This window comes from Amycolatopsis sp. NPDC005232, assembly GCF_040607795.1.
Lineage (GTDB): Bacteria > Actinomycetota > Actinomycetes > Mycobacteriales > Pseudonocardiaceae > Amycolatopsis.
The window spans coordinates 48,103-69,026 of record NZ_JBEXHL010000018.1; the positions used below are offsets into that span (position 1 = coordinate 48,103).

21 protein-coding genes are annotated in these 20,924 nt (G+C 71.3%); 4 read left to right on the forward strand and 17 right to left on the reverse strand.

Going from position 1 to position 20,924, the window contains the following annotated elements; translation table 11 throughout:
- Window positions 1-7 precede the first annotated feature (7 nt).
- From ABZU76_RS30555 to ABZU76_RS30625, 15 genes are all read right to left on the reverse strand, one after another.
- Window positions 8-1,351, reverse strand: coding sequence for an NAD(P)/FAD-dependent oxidoreductase (locus ABZU76_RS30555; protein WP_354875488.1), 1,344 nt, complete (start codon window positions 1,349-1,351; stop codon window positions 8-10).
- A complete protein-coding gene (locus ABZU76_RS30560; protein ID WP_354875490.1) occupies window positions 1,348-3,207 on the reverse strand; it encodes a glycoside hydrolase family 15 protein in 1,860 nt (619 codons plus the stop codon). Before ABZU76_RS30560 ends, ABZU76_RS30555 begins: the two co-directional genes overlap by 4 nt.
- Window positions 3,208-3,311: 104 nt before the next feature.
- Window positions 3,312-4,355, reverse strand: a complete 1,044-nt coding sequence (locus ABZU76_RS30565) for a cytochrome d ubiquinol oxidase subunit II (protein WP_354875492.1) — start codon at window positions 4,353-4,355, stop codon at window positions 3,312-3,314.
- On the reverse strand, window positions 4,352-5,803 hold the full coding sequence (locus ABZU76_RS30570; RefSeq protein ID WP_354875494.1) for a cytochrome ubiquinol oxidase subunit I: 1,452 nt from the start codon (window positions 5,801-5,803) through the stop codon (window positions 4,352-4,354). The genes ABZU76_RS30565 and ABZU76_RS30570 overlap by 4 nt, the downstream gene beginning before the upstream one ends.
- Before the next feature lie 335 nt (window positions 5,804-6,138).
- Window positions 6,139-6,498: a hypothetical protein gene (locus ABZU76_RS30575; RefSeq protein WP_354875496.1), complete on the reverse strand. Its 360-nt coding sequence runs from the start codon at window positions 6,496-6,498 to the stop codon at window positions 6,139-6,141.
- Window positions 6,495-6,770 (reverse strand): hypothetical protein, encoded by a 276-nt coding sequence (locus ABZU76_RS30580; RefSeq protein ID WP_220241270.1) that lies wholly within the window; start codon window positions 6,768-6,770, stop codon window positions 6,495-6,497. The genes ABZU76_RS30575 and ABZU76_RS30580 overlap by 4 nt, the downstream gene beginning before the upstream one ends.
- 5 nt (window positions 6,771-6,775) lie before the next feature.
- Window positions 6,776-7,018, reverse strand: a complete 243-nt coding sequence (locus ABZU76_RS30585) for a hypothetical protein (protein ID WP_255638069.1) — start codon at window positions 7,016-7,018, stop codon at window positions 6,776-6,778.
- 13 nt (window positions 7,019-7,031) lie between these two features.
- Window positions 7,032-7,259: a hypothetical protein gene (locus tag ABZU76_RS30590; RefSeq protein WP_220241271.1), complete on the reverse strand. Its 228-nt coding sequence runs from the start codon at window positions 7,257-7,259 to the stop codon at window positions 7,032-7,034.
- 13 nt (window positions 7,260-7,272) lie between these two features.
- Window positions 7,273-7,527, reverse strand: a complete 255-nt coding sequence (locus ABZU76_RS30595; RefSeq protein ID WP_220241272.1) for a hypothetical protein — start codon at window positions 7,525-7,527, stop codon at window positions 7,273-7,275.
- Window positions 7,528-7,537: 10 nt separating this feature from the next.
- Entirely contained in the window at window positions 7,538-8,122 is a 585-nt protein-coding gene (locus ABZU76_RS30600; RefSeq protein WP_354875499.1) for an SRPBCC family protein, read from the reverse strand.
- On the reverse strand, window positions 8,116-9,048 hold the full coding sequence (locus tag ABZU76_RS30605) for an XdhC family protein (RefSeq protein WP_354875501.1): 933 nt from the start codon (window positions 9,046-9,048) through the stop codon (window positions 8,116-8,118). Before ABZU76_RS30605 ends, ABZU76_RS30600 begins: the two co-directional genes overlap by 7 nt.
- Window positions 9,049-9,058: 10 nt before the next feature.
- On the reverse strand, window positions 9,059-11,449 hold the full coding sequence (locus tag ABZU76_RS30610) for an aerobic carbon-monoxide dehydrogenase large subunit (RefSeq protein ID WP_354875503.1): 2,391 nt from the start codon (window positions 11,447-11,449) through the stop codon (window positions 9,059-9,061).
- 10 nt (window positions 11,450-11,459) lie between these two features.
- Complete coding sequence (locus tag ABZU76_RS30615; protein WP_220241276.1) at window positions 11,460-11,978, reverse strand: (2Fe-2S)-binding protein; 519 nt, start codon at window positions 11,976-11,978, stop codon at window positions 11,460-11,462.
- On the reverse strand, window positions 11,975-12,841 hold the full coding sequence (locus ABZU76_RS30620) for a xanthine dehydrogenase family protein subunit M (RefSeq protein WP_354875505.1): 867 nt from the start codon (window positions 12,839-12,841) through the stop codon (window positions 11,975-11,977). The genes ABZU76_RS30615 and ABZU76_RS30620 overlap by 4 nt, the downstream gene beginning before the upstream one ends.
- Window positions 12,842-12,851: 10 nt before the next feature.
- A complete protein-coding gene (locus tag ABZU76_RS30625) occupies window positions 12,852-13,088 on the reverse strand; it encodes a hypothetical protein (RefSeq protein WP_220241278.1) in 237 nt (78 codons plus the stop codon).
- Window positions 13,089-13,377: 289 nt separating this feature from the next.
- Between ABZU76_RS30625 and ABZU76_RS30630 the strand changes: the two genes are divergently transcribed.
- The 4 genes from ABZU76_RS30630 (at window position 13,378) to ABZU76_RS30645 (ending at window position 17,386) form a co-directional block, all read left to right on the forward strand.
- Complete coding sequence (locus ABZU76_RS30630) at window positions 13,378-14,244, forward strand: xanthine dehydrogenase family protein subunit M (protein WP_354875507.1); 867 nt, start codon at window positions 13,378-13,380, stop codon at window positions 14,242-14,244.
- Window positions 14,245-14,249: 5 nt separating this feature from the next.
- Window positions 14,250-14,723, forward strand: a complete 474-nt coding sequence (locus tag ABZU76_RS30635; protein WP_354875509.1) for a (2Fe-2S)-binding protein — start codon at window positions 14,250-14,252, stop codon at window positions 14,721-14,723.
- Window positions 14,720-17,065 (forward strand): aerobic carbon-monoxide dehydrogenase large subunit, encoded by a 2,346-nt coding sequence (locus ABZU76_RS30640; RefSeq protein WP_354875511.1) that lies wholly within the window; start codon window positions 14,720-14,722, stop codon window positions 17,063-17,065. The genes ABZU76_RS30635 and ABZU76_RS30640 overlap by 4 nt, the downstream gene beginning before the upstream one ends.
- Window positions 17,066-17,128: 63 nt before the next feature.
- Complete coding sequence (locus ABZU76_RS30645; RefSeq protein WP_354875513.1) at window positions 17,129-17,386, forward strand: hypothetical protein; 258 nt, start codon at window positions 17,129-17,131, stop codon at window positions 17,384-17,386.
- 30 nt (window positions 17,387-17,416) lie between these two features.
- Here ABZU76_RS30645 and ABZU76_RS30650 read toward each other — a convergent pair whose 3' ends face one another.
- Window positions 17,417-18,703 (reverse strand): MFS transporter, encoded by a 1,287-nt coding sequence (locus ABZU76_RS30650; RefSeq protein ID WP_354875515.1) that lies wholly within the window; start codon window positions 18,701-18,703, stop codon window positions 17,417-17,419.
- A gap of 94 nt (window positions 18,704-18,797) precedes the next feature.
- Entirely contained in the window at window positions 18,798-20,918 is a 2,121-nt protein-coding gene (locus ABZU76_RS30655; protein WP_354875517.1) for a DUF2156 domain-containing protein, read from the reverse strand.
- Between the last annotated feature and the right edge of the window lie 6 nt (window positions 20,919-20,924).

Consider the following 20,924-nt stretch of genomic DNA (forward strand, 5'->3'; position numbering starts at 1 on the left):
GTCCGCCTCAGGAACGGCCGGCTGACGTCGTGGAGTCGCCTCGGCCGAGTGAGATGTGCGGAACGTCCGCGTCGTCGTCTCCCCAGACGATGCGGTGGGGTTTCGTGGACCACTCGACGATCGCGGCGTGGTCGCGCTCGAAGTAGTCCCACGCCCACGACATGAAGGCGTCGACCTTGCTGTGCACCCCGCTCAGCAGCATCGCGTGGACACCGAGCCAGGCGGCGAACGCGAGGGGCCCGTCGACCTGGTGCCGGTGCTTGCCCACCTCGGCGACGGCGGCGTTGCGGCCGATCATGGCCATGATGCCCTTGTCCTTGTAGTGGAAGGGTTTCACCGGCTGCCCGGCTCGCCGGCGCAGGATGTTGCCGGCGGCCCACTCGCCGGACTGCTGGGCCACGGAGCCCAGTTGCGGCAGCGTCCCGTGGTGCGGCGCCGGGATGTTGGCGGCGTCTCCGATCGCGTACACGTCCGGGTGTCCGTCGACCGTCAGGTCGGGCAGCACGTCGACCCGCCCGCCACGACCGGTTTTGAGCCCGGCGGCGGCCTGCACCACGGGCGCCGCCGACTCGCCCCCGCCCCAGATGACGGTGCGGGTGCGGATGACGGTGCCGTCGTCGAGCTCCACCCGGTCGGCGTGCACCGCCGCGACTCCCGTGTCGAGCCGGGGCTCGGCGCCGTGCTCGGTGAGCCGTTTGTGCGCGTACTGGTGCGACCGGTGGGAGAAGGCGCCGAGCAGCCTGCTGCCCCGGTCGATCAGGAAAATCCGTCCGGAGGCCGGGATCCGCTGCATGGTCGCGAGGGCGGTCATCAGCTCGGTGAGCGCGCCGGTGATCTCGACGCCGGTCGGGCCGCCGCCCACGACGACGATGTCGAGGGCGTCCTCGCCGAGCCGCTTTTCCGAGACCTCCCGCACCAGGTCCTGCACGTGAAGCCGCAGCCGCACGGCGTCCGCCACCGAGTAGAGCGGGAACGCGTGCTCGGCGGCGCCCGGGACACCGAAGTACTCGGGCTGCGCGCCGGCCGCGATCACCAGGTGCGATCCGCTGATCTTCTCGCCGCCGGACAAGGTCAAGCCGAGGCCCGCGATGTCGAGCTCCGTAACGCGCGCGGTGCGGATCTCGACCGTCGGGTGGTCGCGGAAGATCACCCGGTGCGGGCGCGCGATGTCTTCGGCGGGCAGCTGCGAAGTGGCGACCTGGTAGAGGAGTGGCTGGAACTGGTGGTAGTCGTTGCGGTCGACGAGGGTCACCCCGATGCCCTCGTCGCCGAGCCGCCGGGCACACGCGACGCCCGCCAGCCCGCCACCCAGTACCACGACATTCCGGCTCTCGGTTCGCTGCTCGGTCACAGTGACAGCTCCGTCATGAAGTCGGACAGGATGATCCGGCTCGCCGCCTGGATCAGGGCGAGGTGGGAGAACGCCTGGGGGAAGTTGCCCAGGTGCCGGGCCCGCTCGACCTCGAATTCCTCCGCGTACAGACCCAACGGCGACGAGATCCGCAGCAGGCGCTCCAGCAGGCTGCTCGCCCGGTCCATCTCGCCGACCATCGCGAGCGCGGAGACCAGCCAGAACGAGCAGATCAGGAACGTGCCTTCCTTTCCGGACAGCCCGTCGTCGGTCTCGTCGGTCTTGTAGCGCAGGACGTAGCCGTTCTCGGTCAGCTCGTCGGCGATCGCGTCGACCGTCTTGCGCATGCGGTCGTCGGTGCCCGGCAGGAAGCCGAACAGGGCCGCCAGGAGAGTCGAGGCGTCCAGCGCGTCGGTGTCGTAGTGCTGCCGGAGCACGCCCCGTTCGCTCACGCCGTTCTCGAGGATGTCCGCGCGGATCTCGTCCGCCGTCGCTTGCCACTGGCTCGCGAGCTCGTCGTCGTCGCGGATGTTCGCCAGCTTGGCGGCGCGGTCGAGCGCCACCCAGCCCATCAGCTTCGACGACACGTAGTGCTGCGGCTTGCCGCGCGCCTCCCAGATGCCCTGGTCCGGCTCGCGCCACGCCGCGGTCGCGGCCGCGGCCTGCGACTGGACGAGCGGCCACAGCCGGCGCGGCAGGTGCTTGCTCCTGGCGGTGTGCAGCAGCAGCGAGTCGAGCACCGCGCCGAAGACGTCGTTCTGGCGCTGGTCGAAGGCGCCGTTGCCGACGCGGACCGGCCGGGCGCCTTCGTAGCCGCCGAGATCGTCGCGAGTGGACTCGGCCAGGTCCCGGCGTCCGTCGATGCCGTACATGATCTGCAGGCCGCCGTCGGAGTTCGGCTCGAGGTCGCCGACGAACTGCATGAAGTCGCCGGCTTCCCAGTCCAGGTTCAGGTAGTGCAGCGCCTGGAGCGTGAACGTGGTGTCGCGGATCCAGGTGTAGCGGTAGTCCCAGTTGCGCTCGCCGCCCGGCGTTTCGGGCAGCGACGTGGTCAGTGCCGCGACCGTCGCGCCGGTCGGCATGTAGGTCAGGCCTTTGATGGTGAGCGCCGAGCGCTCGAGGGGAAGGCGCAGCGGGTGGTCCGGGATGCGGGCCCGGGAGAGCCAGCTGCGCCAGAACTGGACCGTCGCGTCGATCCGGGCCTGCGCCTCCGCGACGTCGGCCGGCGAGGCCAGTCCCTCGGCCCACGACACCGCGCAGAACGCCTTGTCGCCCTTGGTGAGCACGTGCCGAGCCCGCGCGGTGCCACCCTCGATGCCGATGAGCATGTCCGTGCTCAGCCGGAAGGTCTGGCCGGCCCCGGTCGCGTCGGCGCGGTGATCGTCGCCGACAATGGTCCAGACAGCAGGCTCCCGCCCGTAGTCGAACGCCGGCTCGCAGACCAGCTCGACCTCCAGCTCACCTTCGAGGCACTCGACGGTGCGCACGAGCAGGTGGTCGGCGTCGTTGTCGGCGGGTGGCCTCGTGTGGGGCGTGACCGTGTCGGGGCCGCGCCGGGGGCCCATCGTCAGGGCGTCGTGGACCAGCAGCCAGCCGTGCGGTGTGTGCCAGGTGGTGGTCATGACGTTGGTACCCGGCACGTAGGCGCGCGAGGTCGGCACGTTGATCCCGTAGGGACCGAACCGGAAGGAGCCGGCTCCGCGGTCGAGCAGGTTGCCGAAGCTGCTCGGGGCGTCGAACGCGGGCAGGCACAGCCAGTCGACGGACCCGTCCGGCGCCACCAGGGCACCGGTGTGGCAGTCGGACAGGAACGCGTAGTCGGCGATCCGCGGGAAGGGCGAGGTCGTGGTGTTCACGGGTGCTCCTTCACATTCGTGACGCCCGAAGTCGCGGGCCTGCCTCGACCATCGACGGACCGGGCGGCGCCGCAATCACCCCTCGCAGGTGATTGCGGTACGGCTCAGCCGGCCTCGGTGTCGACGATCCGGTCGGCGGCGTCCTCGGCACCTTCCTCGGGGAGCAGCCGGCGCTGGTCGAGCACGTAGAGCAGCACGAAACCGGGCAGCACGATCAGCACCGCCAGTCCCACGGCGACCAGCAACGTGATCAGGGTTCCGGTCGGTGCGGCCGCGGCGGAGACGGTGACGCTCTCCGGCAGCAGGTACGGCCACTGCGCGACGCCCCAGCTGAAAATGATGCAGGCGACCGCGACGACGGCGAGCACCCTCGCGCCGCGGGCCGCGCCGCGGACCAGCAACACCAGGGCGCCGAACCCGCTCAACACGCTGAGCACGACGGGAGGCAGCGCCCACGTGATCAACCGGCCGAAGACGTGCGGAGCCGAGGTGCTCAAGACGACGAAGCCGATCGCGGCGACCATGGCGGCAACCACTGCGCTCACCACGGCGCGGCGGCGGAAGTAGTCCGTCAGAATACGGTCGCCGGCTTTTCGTGCCTCCCTGACGAGGTACACCGCCGCCAGGTACGCCGCCAACACGACCGCCAGCCCACCCGTCACGAGCGAAGTCGGGTTGAGCCAGCTGCCCACCGGGTCGCCGGCCTTGCCCCCGGCCGGCACGCGACCGGACGCGATACCGCCCGCGATCGCGCCGAAGCAGAAGGGCACGAGCACCGACGAGAGGGCGAACAAGCCACCGAAGACCCGCCGGACGCGCACGGTGACCACCGTCTTGCGGAACGCGAAACTCGCGCCGCGCAACACGATCCCGAAGGCCGCGATCGCCAGCGGGACGAACATCGTGAGGGTGATGGACTGGAACACCACCGGGAAGGCCGACCACGTGACGACGAAGATGAAGATCAACCAGACGTGGTTGGCCTCCCACACCGGGCCGATCGACCGCTCCACCAGGTGCCGCGGTGCGGCACCTCGCTCGGGCCCACCGGCGGTCAGGTCCCAGAATCCGGCGCCGAAGTCGGCTCCGCCGAACACGGCGTAGGTCGCGATGGCGACCAGCAGCACGGCCGCGACCGCGGTGCTCACGGCTCGGGCTCCACGGTTTTCGCCGGCTCTTGTTCCTTTGCCGGCTCGGGTTCCTTCGCCGGCCCGTACGGGGTGTCGAGGTCGACGAACCCGCCGGCCCGGCGGAAGCGCCTGCTCATCGAGCGGAGCACCACGATCGTCGTGACTCCGAGCGCGACGTACAGCACGGCCACGGCGATGAAGGTGATCCAGACGCCGGTGTTGCCCGTCGCCGCGGTCTCGACCTTCATCAGGTTGTAGACGATCCACGGCTGGCGCCCGACCTCGGTGACCACCCAGCCGGCCTCCATCGTGACGACGGCGAGCACTCCCGAGCACGCCGCGGCGCGAAGGAACCACTTGCCCGCCGGCATGCGCCGCCGGAACAACCAGATCGCGGCGTACCAGAGCGACAGCAGGAGCAGCAACGAACCGAGACCGACCATCACGTCCCACGCGAGGTGGACGATGTTGGCCTCGAGAACCGTCGGCCGGGCGTCGGCCGGCACGGTGTCGAGCCCCTGGACGACGGTCGACCGGCCGGTGCTCGGGTCCGACAACCACGACGCCAGACCCGGGATCGGGATGCCGCCGGTGACCGTGCCGTCCGCGTTGAGGTGGCCGAGCAGCGTCTCGGGGACGTCCGAGCCGGTCGTCGGGACCAGTTCGATCGCGGCGAACTTGACCGGCTGGTTTCCGTAGACCCAGCGCGCCAGGCTGTCGCCCACGCCGATCTGGATGGGTGTCGCCACCGCGGCGACGCTGAACGCGATGGTGAACCCGAGTTTGTGGTAGCGATCGGTCCGGCCGCGCAGCATCCCGGCCGCGTACACCGACGCGACCAGGAATCCGCCGACCAGGTAAGCGGCGACGACCATGTGCGCGGCCTGCAGCGGCATCGCGTCGTTGAAAATCACCCCGAGCGGGTCGACGTCGACGATCTCGCCCTGCGCGTTCGCGGTGAACCCGGACGGGGCGTTCATCCAGGCGTTCGCGGCGACCACGGAGATCGACCCGAACACCCCGGCGAGGACGATCGGCACGCCGGTCCAGAAGTGCGTCCACGGTTTCAGCCGGCGCCAGCCGAAGATGTAGATGGCGACGAAAATCGCCTCGGTGAAGAAGAAAACCCCCTCGAAGGCGAACGGGATGCCGAAGGCCTCGCCCCAGGTCCCCATGAAGCGCGGCCAGAGCAGACCGAACTCGAAACTCAGCACGGTCCCGGTCACCGCGCCCACCGCGAAGGTCACGGCCATGTACTTCGACCAGCGCTGCGCGAGCACCAGCGCGGCCCGGTCGTGGCGGCGCACCGCCCGGTAGTTCGCGATCAGCGTCATGAACGCCCACGACACCCCGAGCGGCACCAGGATGATGTGGAACCCGAGCGTGAACGCCATCTGCGAACGCGCCCAGGGCACGGGATTCACGGCGGCGGCCGCGTTCGCCAGACCGGTCAACGTCTCGCCCACGATCACCCCTGCCCGCTTGCCCGTGCACCGGCCCCAGCCGCTCCGAGGGTTCGCCGGTTGCGGCGATGCCCCCGACCCTGTCGGGTCCCGCACCCGGCGGGCATCACCCTGCGGGGATGACGTCGGCCCCGCAACGGACCGCGGAGGGGCGGGAGTCAGCCGGCCGCGTGACCGGCCGCGAAGCTCGCTCCACCCCCTCGATGCTCATGAACGTCCCGCGAGGTTTCCGCGCCTCGCGAATCGCGGTCGCCACGCCGCCGCGAAGAACGCCTCGCGCGGCACCTTGAACACACCCCGATCTCGGCCTTGGCCCGCCGCGCCGGCGCCGAACAGGGTCAGTGCGACGCGAACCCCACCGCGTCGTGCAACCGCGAACGCCGAGTGCCCGAAGCCGGGCGCGCGGGCGGGCGTTCCTCCGTCGGCGGCGTGTAGGTCGCGCCCGCCACGATCTCCTCCGCCATCCCGTACAGCAGCGGCAACGCTCCGGCCACCACCGCGCCCGTGCGGTTGATGTGCGAGACGCCCGGCACGATCGCCTCGGCGTGGGTGTTGATGCGCCGCACGGTGTCCGCGCAGTCCTCCAGGTTCGTGGCGATGCGGGCGAGCAGGCCGCCGACCCAGAACAAGTACACCGCGAGGCCCGCGATGAGCAAGGCGATGTCGACGACGGTCAGCACGATCAGGGTCGTGGTCACGATTTCACCTTTCCGAGCACACGGCCGAGGAACAGGTGGTGCTGCAGGCCCTCGGCGAGCACGGCGTCGACGCGCGTGGCCGTGACGGGGATCAGGTCGGTGTGCTGCGTGTTGTCGGCGGCGCCGTGCAGCGTGTCGCGGATGCCCGCGACCCGGCGGTCGATCACCTTCACGTAGCGGATGAGCAGGCTCAGCAGGGCCACCACCACGAGGATCACCACGAACCCGGCGGCGATGGCGATCCACCACAACGTCTCGTCCTGTGTGGACACCCGGATCAGCCTCCCAGCCGCTCACGGCCGCGCCGCAGGCCGGCGACGATGACCTCGGCGTGGTCAATGGTGGTGCGCAGCTCGGCCAGCGGCGCGGTGTTGCGTTCGGCCGCCTTGAGCTCGTCGTCGATGAGCGGCGCGGCCCGGCCGATGGAGCGCGCGAGTGCCAGGATCGGCACCACGAGCGCCACCACGACGAGCACGATGACGACCCCGATCGAAAACCCGATGATCCAGCCCGTGGTCACGACACTCCCCCTCTCACACCGACTCGCAGAAGTCGCGCACCGGCTTGAGGTTCGCGTTGACCGAGCCCAGCGCGGCGGGCACGGGCGCGGTCTCCTCCGCGATCACGCGCACGCCGCCCAGCACGCTGCCGAGCGTGCGGCGGACGTGGCGCAGGTGCAGGATCACGCGGAGCAGGCCGACGGCGGCGAACAGGATGATCAGTGCGCTGATGGCCAGGGTGGCCCAGGCGGCGGCAGGCATGGCGGAACTCCTTTCAGCCCAGCAGTTTCGCGACGCTGCCGGCGTACCGGGTCGCGCCGACGGCCACTTCGCCGATGGTGCGGTCGGTGCGCGCGAGCGCCTCCGGGACGGGTTCGAGCTGCCCCGCGAGGCGCACGCCGCCCACGAGGATGTCGTCGGCCGCGGCGCGGATCCGCTCGACGGCGGCCAGCACGCGGTTGAGCAGGGCGATCACCACGGGCAGCACCACGAACAGCAGCACGGCGTTGCCGATCCACCACAGGACCACGGTTGCCTCCTCAGGCCGGGGTGCTCGGGTAGGGCGCGAAGAACCGGCGGAACACGCGCCTGAGCGCCATGAGCGTCGCCTGCAGGCCGATCGTGAACCCGCGGGCCGGGGCCGCCGCGTGGCGCGCCGCGGCCGTCTCCCCGCGTTCGGCGCGCGCGATGGCCTCCTGCACGTTGAGGGCGAACTGGCGCATCAGCACCGACGAGACGTCGGCGATCATGCCCCGCCCGTACTGCGCGGCGGCGCCGGACACCTGCAGGTCCTGCTCGAAGTCGACGCGGGTGCCCACGTCCGCGCGGGCCAGCGTCGCCGTCACGACCATGGCCGCCTGGCCCCGGCCGCGGGCTTCGGCGCCGCTCGCGTCGACCACGAGCCGGCGGGCGTCCTCGTCGCGCGAGGTGATGGCCGCGACGCCGTCGAACTTCAGCGACACCGGTCCCAGGCGGACGCCCACGCGGCCGCGGTAGCGCTCGTCGCCGAGGTCCTCGGTCAGCTCGGCGCCGGGCAGGCACGTCGCCACGGCCGGTACGTCGTCGAAGAACCGCCAGACCTTGTCCACGGGCTGCGCGACCTGGAACTGGTTGCGGATCAGCATCGGCTCTCCTTTTTTGCGTACGCGCCCGGGTCGCTCAGGAAGGCGGCGCGGCAGCCGGCGCAGCAGAAGCTGTACTCGTGGCCCTTGAACACCACCGGGTCGTCTACCTCCACGGTCATGCCGCACACCGGGTCGACGGCCTCGGCCTCGACCGGCCCCGGCGATCCGGGCGGCACCCCGCGCGCCGCCCGGATCCGCACGAGCTCGGCCAGGATCGCCACGGCGATCTCCCGGTGCGACACACTGCCGAGGTCCAGCCCGGCCGGCACCTGCACGCGGTCCAGCTGGTCGGCCGGCAGACCGCGGTCGGCAAGGTAACCGAGCACGCTCGCTCCGCGGCGGCGCGAGCCGACGAGCCCGACGTACGCCGGCCGTGCGGCGAGGGCTCGCTCCATCGACTCCTCATCGTGGTGCCCCTGTGTCGCCACGACCACAAAGGACCGCTCGGTCACCGCGTCCAGCTCCGTGTGCTCGACGAGCTGCGCGTGCCAGCCGAGCGAACCCGCCAGCTCCACCAGCGTGTGCGCCATCGGCGAGCGCCCGACCACCACCAGGTGCGGCACGGGCTGCACCGGCTCGATGTAGACCTCCAGCGCGCCCTCGCTCTGGCACGAGATCGGCACCACCGTCATGCCCTCGGGCACCGCCGCGCCGAACTGCCCCGGCGAACCGAGCAGCAGCAGCCGGGGCGCGCCCTCGACGAGCGCCTGCCGGGCCTCGCGGATCACGGCCGGCTCGGCGCACGCGCCGCCGATCCACCCGCGCAGCTCGCCCTGGGCCGTGATGATCGCGCGGCAGCCCTGCTTGCCCGACGACGGGCCCTGGCGCCACACCACGGTCGCGAGCGCGAACGCCTCACCGCGGCGGGCCAGCTCGCCGGCGTCGGCGAGGACGTCCCAACCGTCATATGAGTCCATAGTGGACATGTCAGGCACCTCAGTCGTCTGTCCGCACGGGCGGCGCGCCGGACACGTCGTGGCGCTGCGTCAGGGCTTCCCACACACGGTCGGGCAGCAGCGGCATGTCGATGTTGCGCACGCCGGTGTCGTCGAGCGCGTCCATCACCGCGTTCACGAAGGCCGCCGGCCCGCCGACCGCGGCGCACTCCCCCACGCCCTTGGCGCCGATCGGGTGGTGCGGTGACGGCGTGACGACCTCGCTGTGCAGTTCGAACCCCGGCGTCTCCCATGCGGTGGGCAGCAGGTAGTCCATGTAGTTCGAGCCGACGCAGTTGCCCTCGGCGTCGAAGGTGATGAACTGCATGTTCGCCATCGCGTAGGCCTCGGTGAGCCCGCCCATGATCTGGCCCTCCACGATCATCGGGTTGATGCGCACGCCGCAGTCGTCCACGGCCACGGTGTTGAGCACGTCCCACACGCCGGTCTCGGGGTCGACCTCGACGGTGACGATGTAGACCGCGAAGGGCCAGGTCAGGTTCGGCGGGTCGTAGTAGGCGTGGTTCTCCAGCCCGGGCTCCATGCCGTCGGGCATGTTGCCGTACGCCGCCATCGCGCACTCCTGGATGGTCACGCCGTGCTCGGGCACCCCGCGCACGGAGAACCGGCCGAGCTCCCACTCGAGGTCCTCTTCGGACACTTCGAGCAGGTGGGCCGCGAGCTTGCGCGCCTTGGCCCGGATCTTGCGCGACACCATGGAGATCGCCGCCCCCGCGACCGGAGTGCTGCGCGAGGCGTAGGTACCCATGCCGAACGGCGCGGTGTCGGTGTCGCCCTCCTCCACCGTGACGTCGTCGGCCGGGATGCCCAGCTCGTGGCTCACGATCTGGGCCCACGTGGTCTCGTGGCCCTGCCCCTGGCTCTTCGCCCCGACCCTCAGCAGCGCCTTGCCGGTCATGTGCACGCGCAGCTCGGCCGAGTCGAACATCTTGATGCCGAGGATGTCGTACTCGCGGCTGTTGCCGGCGCCGAGCGGTTCGGTCATCGTGGAGATCCCGATGCCCAGGCGCCTCCCGCGTTTGCGCGCCTCTTCCTTCTGCCGCAGGAAGTCCTCGTAGCCCACGGCTTTCAGCCCCACGTCGAGGCACGCCTCGGGCTGGCCGGAGTCCACGAGGAACCCGAACGGCGTGCGGTGCGGGAATGCGTCGGCGCGCACGAAGTTGCGCCGGCGGAACTCGGCCGGGTCCAGCCCCAGGTCTTTCGCGGCTTGGTGGACCATGCGCTCCTGGAAGAACATCGCCTCGGTGACGCGGAACGAGCAGCGGTACGCGACGCCGCCGGGCGCCTTGTTGGTGTAGGTGCCGCGCGCGGTGAGGTGCGCGGCGGGCACGTCGTAGCAGGCGAACGTCGAGTGCAGCAGCCCGATCTTGAACTTGCTCGGCTGAGCGTCGGCGAAGAACGCGCCGTGGTCGGCCTCGGCGTGCATGCGGACGCCGAGGATCTTGCCGTCGGCGCGCAACGCCATCTCGCCGTCGAGGTACATGTCACGGGCGAACCCGGTGGAGATCAGGTTGCCGGTCTTGTCCTCGATCCACTTCACCGGCCGTTCCAGCAGGATCGAGCACAGGATCGAGCACACGTAGCCGGGGTACACGGGCACCTTGTTGCCGAAGCCGCCGCCGATGTCCGGCGAGATGATGCGGATCAGGTGCTCGGGCAGCTCGGCGACCATCGCGACGGCGGCCCGGATGATGTGCGGCGCCTGCGTGGTCATGTACACGGTGAGCTTCTGCGTCGCGCGGTCGAAGTCGGCCACGGAGCCGCAGCACTCGATCGGAGAGGGGTGCGAACGCGGGTAGTGCAGCCGCAGTTTCGAGACCACGTCGGCCTTCTCGAACGCCGCGTCCGTGCCGGCCTGGTCGCCGACTTCCCAGCGGTAGACGACGTTGTCGGCCTGACCCGCCTTGTCGTCGCGGATCAGCGGCGCGCCCTCGGCCACGGCCTGGCTGGGGTTCACGATCACGGGCAGCGGTTCGTACTCGACGTCGATGGCCTCGCACGCGTCCTTGGCGATGTAGGGGTCGTCGGCGACGACACACGCGACTTCCTGACCCTGGAACCGCACCTTGTCCGTGGCGAGCACGGCCTGGGTGTCGTAGGAGAGCGTGGGCATCCACGCGAGGTTGCGGGTCGCGGCCATCTCGCCGGTGAGCACGAGCCGCACTCCCGGGATCTCCCATGCGCGGCTGGTGTCGATCGACTTGATCCGCGCGTGCGCGAGCGGGCTGCGCAGGATCTCCATGTGCAGCATGCCGGGCAGCACGATGTCGTCGGTGTAGTTCCCGCGCCCGCGGATGAACCGGTTGTCCTCCACCCGCTTGCGGCTGACGCCGAGCCCGCCGATCTTGTTCTCGTCCAACGCCTGCGACACGTCGAGCCTCCTATTCGGACCGCAGCTTGGCGGCGGCCCACAGCACCGACTTCACGATGTTCTGGTAACCCGTGCAGCGGCACAGGTTCCCCGACAGCGCCCAGCGGACGTCCTCTTCGGACGGATCCGGGTTCTCGTCGAGCAGGGCCTTGGCCGAGAGCATCATCCCGGGCGTGCAGAAGCCGCACTGCAGGCCGTGTTCCTCGCGGAAGCCCTCCTGCAGCGGGTGCAGCTCGCTCGCCGTGGCGAGCCCCTCGACCGTGGTGACCTCGTGCCCGTCGGCCTGCACCGCGAGCATCGTGCACGACTTCACCGCGCGGCCGTCGACGAGCACGGTGCACGCGCCGCAGTTGGTGGTGTCGCAGCCCATGTGCGTGCCCGTGAGGCGCAGCCCCTGGCGCAGCAGGTGCGCGAGCAGCAGCCGCGGTTCGCATTCGACCACGCGGCGCTCGCCGTTGACCGTGACCGTGATCCGGCGGATCGGGACGTCGCCGGTGGTTTCCTCGTGGATCTCGTGGACGCTCGTCATGCCGCTTCCTCCCCGGTGCGGTCCAGCGCGCGCACCACGAACGTGCGCACCAGGTGCCGCTTGAACTCGGCTGTGCCGCGGTGGTCGGTCTTCGGACGGGCCGCCGCGGCGGCCAGGTCCGCGGCCGCCGCCACGCTGTCCGGCGTCAGCGGACCGCCCACGAGCGCGTGCTCGGCGTCGGTGGCTTCGATCGTCGAACCGCCGACGCCGGTGAGGGCGATGCCGGCGCGGGTGACCGTGCCGGCCTGCGTCTCCACCGCCACGGCGACGCCGACCGTCGCGAAGTCGCCGACCCGGCGTTCCAGCTTGAGATAACCGCCCGCGGGGGTGCCGCGGGGTGCGGGAATGACGGCCTCCACGGCGATCTCGTCGGGCGCCAGCGCGTTCTGGAACGGGCCGAGCACGAAGTCGCGCGCGGCGATGCGGCGCCGGCCGGCGGGCCCTTGAGCGACGATCGACCCGTCCAGCGCCAGCACCACCGAAGCCCAGTCGCCCTGGGGATCGGCGTGGCACAGCGAACCGACCAGCGTGCCACGGTTGCGCACGATGGGATCGGCGATCAGCGGCGCCGCGGCGGCCATCGTGGGCTGCACGGACTTGAGCAGCTGCGAGCGTTCGAGATCCGCGTGCCGGCACAGCGCGCCGACGTGGAGGTTGCCCTCGGCGTCGAGCTCGTGGTGGGCGAGGCCGGGGACGTTGTTGATGTCGACGACGAGCGCGGGTGCGGCAAAGCGCAGCTTCATCAGCGGTACCAGGCTCTGCCCACCGGCGAGGACCTTGGCCTCGTCGCCGCCCGTGCGCAGCAGGTCGAGCGCCTCGGGCAGGGAACGCGGTGCTTCGTAGCGGAACCGGGACGGGTACACGCGGGCCTCCTCAGGCGTTCTCGGGAGGTTCGGCCACGGCCGTGGGCAGCGTGTCCTCTTCGGGGTCCGGCCGCGGCCGTTGGTGCGGTGGCCACGGCCCGGCGACCGGGCGGCCCGCCACCTTCAGGAAGTCCACGAGGTCGGGCCACGCCCACACGGTCGGGCCCGGGCCCTGCTTCGGTGCGTCCTCGACGAGCTCGAACAGCCGGGGGTTGCCGCGGCTGTGCCCGTCGGACTCGATCCGCATGACGCGCACCTGCTTCCGCCGTTGGTCAGCTGCTGTGATGCTCCACCCGGACCACGGACGCGACAATCCGCGATTAACCCTTTGCTTAACCCCGCGCCGAGCTGGGCGAAACCGGTGCCTTTACCTGTTACCAATCCGACCAAAAGTAGGCAGACCCCCGGGCATGAGGTAACCGTTGCTACGAAAGCTCGGAGCCGTGGCTGTGGTCGGATTGGTAACCAACGGCGCAGTAGGTCATCGGTTAATCCGCTGTTGCGGCGGGGACGCGCGGCGGGGACGATCGACCGTCATGCAGGTGCCGGCGCAGTTCGAGTACGAGCGGGCAACGAGCGTCGAGCACGCGCTGGCGCTGCTGGCCAAGTACGGTCCGGAATGCCGCGTGATCGCGGGCGGGCACAGCCTGATCCCGATGATGAAGCTGCGCCTGGCCCGGCCCGAAGCGCTCGTGGACGTCAACGAGCTCACCGAGCTGTCCGGGATCGAGGTCGCCGACGACGAGCTGCGCATCGGCGCGCTGGTGCGGCACGCGGAGCTGCTGGCCTCGGCCGAGGCCGGCGCGCTGTTCCCGGTCCTGGCCGACGCCGAGCGCGTGATCGCCGACCCGATCGTGCGCAACCGCGGCACCATCGGGGGTTCGCTGTGCCAGGCCGACCCGTCGGAAGACCTGTCGGCCGCCTTCGCCGCCGTGCGGGCCAACGCCGTGATCCGCGGGGAGGAAGGCACGCGAACCGTGCCCGTGCGCGAGTTTTTCACCGGGCCCTACAGCACGGTCGTCGGCCCGGCCGAGCTGCTCGTGGAGCTGCGACTGCCGATCCGCGAGGGCAGCGGCAGCGCGTACGCGAAGGTCGGCCGCCGGGCGGGTGACTGGGCGGTGGCGGCCGCCGGGGCCGAGCTCGTGCTCGAAGGCCACGACGTGGGCGAGGCCGGCATCGGGCTCACCGCGGTCGGCGCCCCGCGGTTCGTCGCGGCCGAGGCCGAGGATTTCCTGCGCGGTGGCGCCGCTTCGGCGGAACGCTTCGAGAAGGCCGGGGTCATCGCGGCCGAGCACTGCTCCCCCACCGCCGACCAGCGCGGCCCGGCCGACTACAAACGCCACCTCGTCGCCACGCTCACCACACGGGCGTTGCACCGGGCGGCGGAACGGGCCGGAGGCTGACGGGCGTGGAGATCACAGTGACGGTCAACGGCGAACCCCACCGCCGCACGGTCGAGCCGCGCCTGCTGCTCGTGCACCTCCTGCGCGACGACCTCGGGCTCACCGGCACGCACTGGGGCTGCGACACCTCCAACTGCGGCACCTGCGTGGTGTGGCTCGACGACCTCCCGGTGAAGTCGTGCACAGTGCTGGCGGCGATGGCCGACGGCAAGCGGGTGCGCACCGTCGAGGACCTCGGCCACGGCGCACAGCTCGACCCCGTGCAGCAGGGTTTCGTGGCGTGCCACGGGATTCAGTGCGGCTTCTGCACGCCGGGGATGCTGATGACCGCGCGCTGGCTGCTCGACCGCGACCCGGATCCGAGCGAAGACGTGATCCGCGAAGCGATCTCCGGGCAGCTGTGCCGCTGCACCGGATACGAGAACATCGTCCGCTCGATCCGGTGGGCGGCCGAGCACCCGGACGGGGACATTCCATGACCTACGGTTCGCTGCCCCGTAAGGAAGACGCGCGCTTCGTGCGCGGGCGCGGCACGTTCCTCGACGACCTCGTGCTGCCCGGGATGCTGCACGGTGCGATCCTGCGCAGCCCGCACGCCCACGCGCGCCTGGTGTCGGTGGACACCAGCGCGGCCGAGGCACACCCCAAGGTCCGCGCCGTGCTCACCGGGAACGACCTGGCCGAACGCGGGATGGCGTGGATGCCGACGCTCTCGCACGACGTGCAGGCCGTGCTGGCCACCGACAAGGTCCGGTTCCAGGGCCAGGAGATCGCGTTCGTCGTCGCCGAAGATCGGTACGCGGCAAGAGACGCGCTCGAGCTGATCGACGTCGAGTACGAGCCGCTGCCGGTGGTCGTCGACGCGCCGGCCGCGCTCGCCGCCGGCGCCGCCGTGATCCGCGACGACCTCGGCAAGGCCGACAACCACGTGTTCGACTGGTCCTCCGGCGACGAGGAAGCGACCGAGGCCGCGTTCGCGAAAGCGGACGTGGTGGCCCGGCAGGACATGCTCTACCCGCGCGTGCACCCGGCGCCGATGGAGACGTGCGGCGCCGTGGCCGACATCGACGCGATCACCGGCAAGCTCACGGTGTGGGCCACGGCGCAGGCGCCGCACGCGCACCGGATCCTGTACTCGCGGATCACGGGCCTGCCCGAGCACCGGATCCGGATCGTCGCGCCCGACATCGGCGGCGGTTTCGGCAACAAGGTCGGGATGTACCCGGGGTACCTGTGCGCGGTGGTCGGTTCGATGGTCACCGGGCGGCCGGTGAAGTGGACCGAGGACCGGTCGGAGAACCTGATGAGCACGTCGTTCGCCCGCGACTACCACATGTGCGGCGAGATCGCGGCGACGCGCGACGGCCGGCTGCTCGGGCTGCGCGTGCGCGTGCTCGCCGACCACGGCGCGTTCAACGGCACCGCGCAGCCCGCGAAGTTCCCCGCCGGGTTCTTCCACGTGTTCACCGGTTCCTACGATCTGCCGGCCGCGTTCTGCTCGGTCACCGGCGTGTACACGAACAAGGCACCCGGCGGCGTCGCGTACGCGTGCTCGTTCCGGATCACCGAGGCCGTGTACGTGGTCGAGCGGATGATGGACGTCCTCGCTCGCGAGCTGGGGCTCGACCCGGCGGAGCTGCGCATGCGCAACCTGCTGCGGCCCGAGCAGTTCCCGTACACGTGCGCCACGGGCTGGCAGTACGACTCGGGTGACTATCCGCGCGCCTTGACGCTGCTGAAGGAGATCGCGGGCTACGACGAGCTGCGCCGGGAACAGGCCGAGAAACGCGCCCGCGGCGAGCTGATGGGCCTCGGGCTGAGCTTCTTCACCGAGGCCGTGGGCGCCGGCCCGCGCGAGCACATGGACATCCTCGGCTTCGGCATGGCCGACGGCGCCGAGCTGCGCGTGCACCCGACCGGCTCGGCCGTGCTGCGCCTGTCCTGCATGTCGCAGGGCCAGGGCCACGAGACGACGTTCGCGCAGCTCGTGTCGGCCGAGCTCGGCATCCCTCCCGACGAGGTCGAGGTCGTGCAGGGCGACACCGACAACACGCCGTTCGGCCTCGGCACCTACGGCTCGCGTTCGACGCCGGTGTCGGGCGCGGCCGCCGTCACGGTGGCGCGAAAGGTGCGCGAACGCGCGCGGCAGGTCGCGTCGGCGATGCTCGAGGTGAGCCCGGACGACCTCGAGTGGGAACGCGGGCGCTGGTTCGTGCGCGGTGTCCCCGGCCGTGGGCACACCATCCGCGAGATCGCGCTGGCCGCCCACTCCGACCTGGCGTTACCCGACGGCGTGGAGGGACAGCTCGACGCGAGCACCGTGTACAGCCCGCCGAACCTCACGTATCCCTTCGGCGCGTACCTGTGCGTGGTCGACGTCGACGCGGACACCGGCCAGGTGCGCGTGCGCCGCTTCATCGCTGTGGACGACTGCGGCGTGCGGATCAACCCGATGATCGTCGCAGGCCAGGTGCACCGTGGCCTCGCCGACGGCATCGGCATGGCACTGATGGAGCTCATGGCCTTCGACACCGACGGCAACCACCTCGGCGGCTCCTTCATGGACTACCTGCTGCCCACGGCTTTGGAGTGCCCTTCTTGGGAGCTCGGCGAGACCGTCACGCCCTCGCCGCACCACCCCATCGGGGCGAAGGGCATCGGCGAGTCCGCGACCGTCGGCTCGCCCGCGGCCGTGGTCAACGCGGTGGTCGACGCGCTCGCCCCGTTCGGGGTGCGCCACGCCGACATGCCGCTGACGCCGGCCGCGGTCTGGCGGGCCATGCGCGGCTCACCGCTGCGAGCCGACCTGGCGATCTCCTAAGCGGAGTGAACCGGCGGGGCCGCGGATCCGTGTTCGAGGTGAGGGACGCGGAAAGGAATCGCGATGACGACGACACCGCTCAACGGCCGGGCGCTCGCTCTGTTGCGCGCCGTCGCGGCGGGTCGCGCCGAGCTCGGCGCCGGCAGGGAACCCGACCTGCGGATCGACGGCCTGCTCTGCTCCGACCAGCCCACCGCGCACGCGCTCACGCACGCCGGGCTCGTCCGGCCGGTGCGGGAAGTCGCTCCCGGGCACTGGGTGCCGGCCGAGCTCACGCCGGCCGGGGCGCAGGCGCTGGACGACCTGAACTCCGCCGCCTGAGGAACACCACCTTGGCCGCCGCCGTCGGGCTCAGCCTGCGGTGACCGGCGAGCGCGGAAACGCGATCACCGCACCGAGACTGATCAGCGCGACCGCCACCATGTACAGCGACACCGACAGTGACGTGCCGGTCGACGTCTGCAGCGCCGTCGCGATCAGGGGCGCGAAACCACCACCGAGGACCGCGCCCACGGCGTACGCGAACGAGGCGCCGCTGTAGCGGTAGCGCGGCTCGAACAGTTCCGCGAACAGCGCCGACTGCGGCCCGTACGTCGCGCCCAGACCGAGGTTCAGCACGACCACCGCGACCCCGAGCAGCCACGGCTGGCGCGTGTCGACGAGCAGGAAGAACGGGATCGACCACACGACGAGCAGCACCGAACCCACGAGGTACACCCGTTTTCGCCCGACGCGGTCCGACCAGATCGCGCCCGCGATGATGCTCACGAGCCACACGACACTGCCGACGATGATCTCCACCAGCATCGTGGTGCTGCTCAGCTTCAGCACGGAAGTGCCGTAGGACAACAGGTACGCGAAGAAGACGTAGCCCAGCGCGGTGTTGGCGATGAAGCTGAGCGCCGCCACGGTCACCTCACGCGGGCGGCGGCGCAGCACGTCGACGATCGGCACGCGGCTGCGTTCGCCGGTATCCCGCAACCGCGCGAACACCGGACTTTCGGCCACGCGCAAGCGGATCACCAGACCCACGACGACCAGCACGAGACTGACCAGGAACGGCACGCGCCAGCCCCACGACCGGAACTCCTCCGGTGACAGCGAGCTCGTCACCGCGAAGAACACCAGCTGCGCGATGATCAGCCCGGCGGGCACGCCGATCTGGGAGAACGAGCCGTACCGCCCGCGCCGGCCCGCCGGTGCGTGCTCGACGGCCATCAGCGCCGCGCCGCCCCACTCGCCGCCGGCCGAGATGCCTTGCAGCACGCGCAGCACCACCAGTAGCACGGGCGCGAGCACGCCGGCCTGCGCGAACGTGGGCAGTACCCCGACCGCGGCCGTCGCGAGCCCCATCAGGACGAGCGACGCGACCAGCATCGCCTTCCGCCCGACCCGGTCGCCGAAGTGCCCCCACACGATCCCGCCCAGCGGCCGCGCGACGAAGCCCACGCCGAGCGTCGCGAACGCCGCCAGCGTGCCCGACGCCGGTGAGAGCGACGGGAAGAAGAGCTTGTTGAACACCAGCGCGGTGGCGGTGCTGTAGATGAAGTAGTCGTACCACTCGATCGTCGTGCCGATCGCGCTCGCCACCGCGACGCGGCGCACCTGCTCGCCGCGCACCAGGACCTGCTCAGCCATCCCGTCCTCTCCCCCGTTGATCAACCCGGCGAGCATAGTCCGCGCAGGTGGAAGGGGAAACGGCCAAGAGTCGCCAGGGTGCCCGCCCGTCCCGTCAGTTCTTCCCCATCCGCACCAGCGAGCCCAGCGAGGCGTCCGGCAGGTAGGCGCGCGCGAGCGCGACGCCGATCCGCGGCAGGTCGGCCTCCTCGCGGTAGGCGAGGTACATCGGCACGTAACGGGGCTTGAACTTCGTCTTGAACGCGTGCAGCGAACGGAACCCGTAGTAGGGCTCCATCGCTCCGCCGAACGAGTCGAGGAGTCGTTCGAGCGGCGCGGCGGGCGGGGCCTCCGGGGCGCGGGCCAGCGGCGCGCCCGACAGCGAGACGAAGCGCGCGCCCTCGGCGCGGAACGCCTGGCACGACGAGGCGATGAGGAACTCCACCACGGGCCGGAACCCGTTGCCGCGGCGGCGCATCACGTCGAGCGTCCAGCCCTCGGCCTGCCCGTCGCCGCCGTACACGGGCAGCCACGACGTCACGCCCTGGACCACGCCGTCCGCGTTCACGGCCAGGCCGACACGGACACGCGGGTCCAGGGCCTCGTCCACGCCGCCGAGGGTGAAGCCCATCTCGGGCATCCCCTTGTCCCCCACCCACTCCTCGGAGATCGCGCGCACCTGCGCGACAAGCGACCACGGTTCGTCGGCCAGCGTCACCAGGCGGAAGGCGACGCCCTCCTTCACCGCGCGGTTGAGCGCCGAGCGCACGGTCTGCCACGCCTTCCCGCGGAACTCCAGGTCCTCGAGGTCGACGATGGTGTCCTCGGCAACCTGCACGCGCGCCCAGCCGAGCGAGTCCGTGACGGCGGTGGTCTCGTCGGTGACGGAAAACAGGCACGGCACCAGCCCGGAGTTGTCGCACAGCTCGGCGAACGCCCTGATCGTGCCGGCGGTGTCGGGGCCGATCGGGTCGCCCAGGGCGATGGCCACCCCGGCGTGGCGGCGGTAGGCGAGATAGCCCTCGCCGTCGGGGCCGAAGAAGTGGGAGTTCTCCGGCCAGAGGGTCATCCAGGACAGCGTGCCGCCGCCGTGGCGTTGCAGCAGCTCGGTGGCGCCGTCGACGTCGCGGGAGCCGAGCGCGCGGCGCCGCTTCCGTCGGGAGGGAACGCGGAACGCCCCGCGCGCGGCGATGAGCAGCGTCAGCATGGCGCCCCAGAGCACGGCGTCGGCGATGAGGAACGACGCGTTTTCGATCGTGTAGGCCAGGCCGAAGATCTCCGCGACGAGCACGACCACGGCGATCACGACGCCGAGCGCCACGATCAGCGAGGCGAGCCCCACCGCCCATCGCCAGGCGGCGCGTTTGCCGCGCCGCAGGCCGTTGATCATCAACGCGATCACCACGAGCACGATCGCCAGCTCCGGCACCGAGTCGGCCTGGTCCGCCGTGGAGCCGAGCGGGCTGACGCCGGGGGCGATGCGCACCACGATCTGGACCGCGCCCGCGATGACGAGGCCGGTGACCGCCAGCAGCCGCCACTCCCGCCGCGTCGGGCGGCCCGTGGAGCGCAGGCGTTTCGGGCCGGCGAGCCGGCGCGCAAGCGGCAGCGTGAGGCCGACGGCGAGCAGGTGTTCCAGGTCGGCGAGCGTGCCGATGTAGAGGATGGACACCCCGACGTACACGCACAGCAGTGCGCGCAACCGCAGCCGCCACGGTGAGCGGATGGTCGCGCTGACCACGGCGACCACGGCGAGCGCGCCCGCGGAGAACCCGACGTCGGTGCGGCCGGCGAGCTGCGTCGCCCATTCCCAGCCGGTGCCGCGCAGCGCGAGCAGGATCAGCGAAGCGCCGAGGGTGGCGGCCAGCTGCGCGCCCACGGCGATCGCGGCGGTCCGGCGCGTGCCCAGCCGTGCTTCGGACGGGCCGACGAGCAGGGCGAACCCGCCGGCCACCGGCAGGTAGAAGAGCGGGGTCAGAGCGAAGAACGCGCCGGTGAGGAACGTCCACCAGCGGCCGTCGAGGAGCGAGGGCAGGCCGTAGGACACCTGCGGGAACCACTCGCGCGTCTCGACGGCGCTCCACAGCGTGCCCGTCGCCAGGCCGAGCGCGACCATGGCCACGACGACGGCTGTGGTGAACGGGGCGCGCCGCCACAGCACCAGCGCGATCGACCGTGCGCGCGTGAGGAACTCGGGGGTTTTCGCGTGCTCGGCGGTCGCGGTGTGTTCTGCCATGGTTGC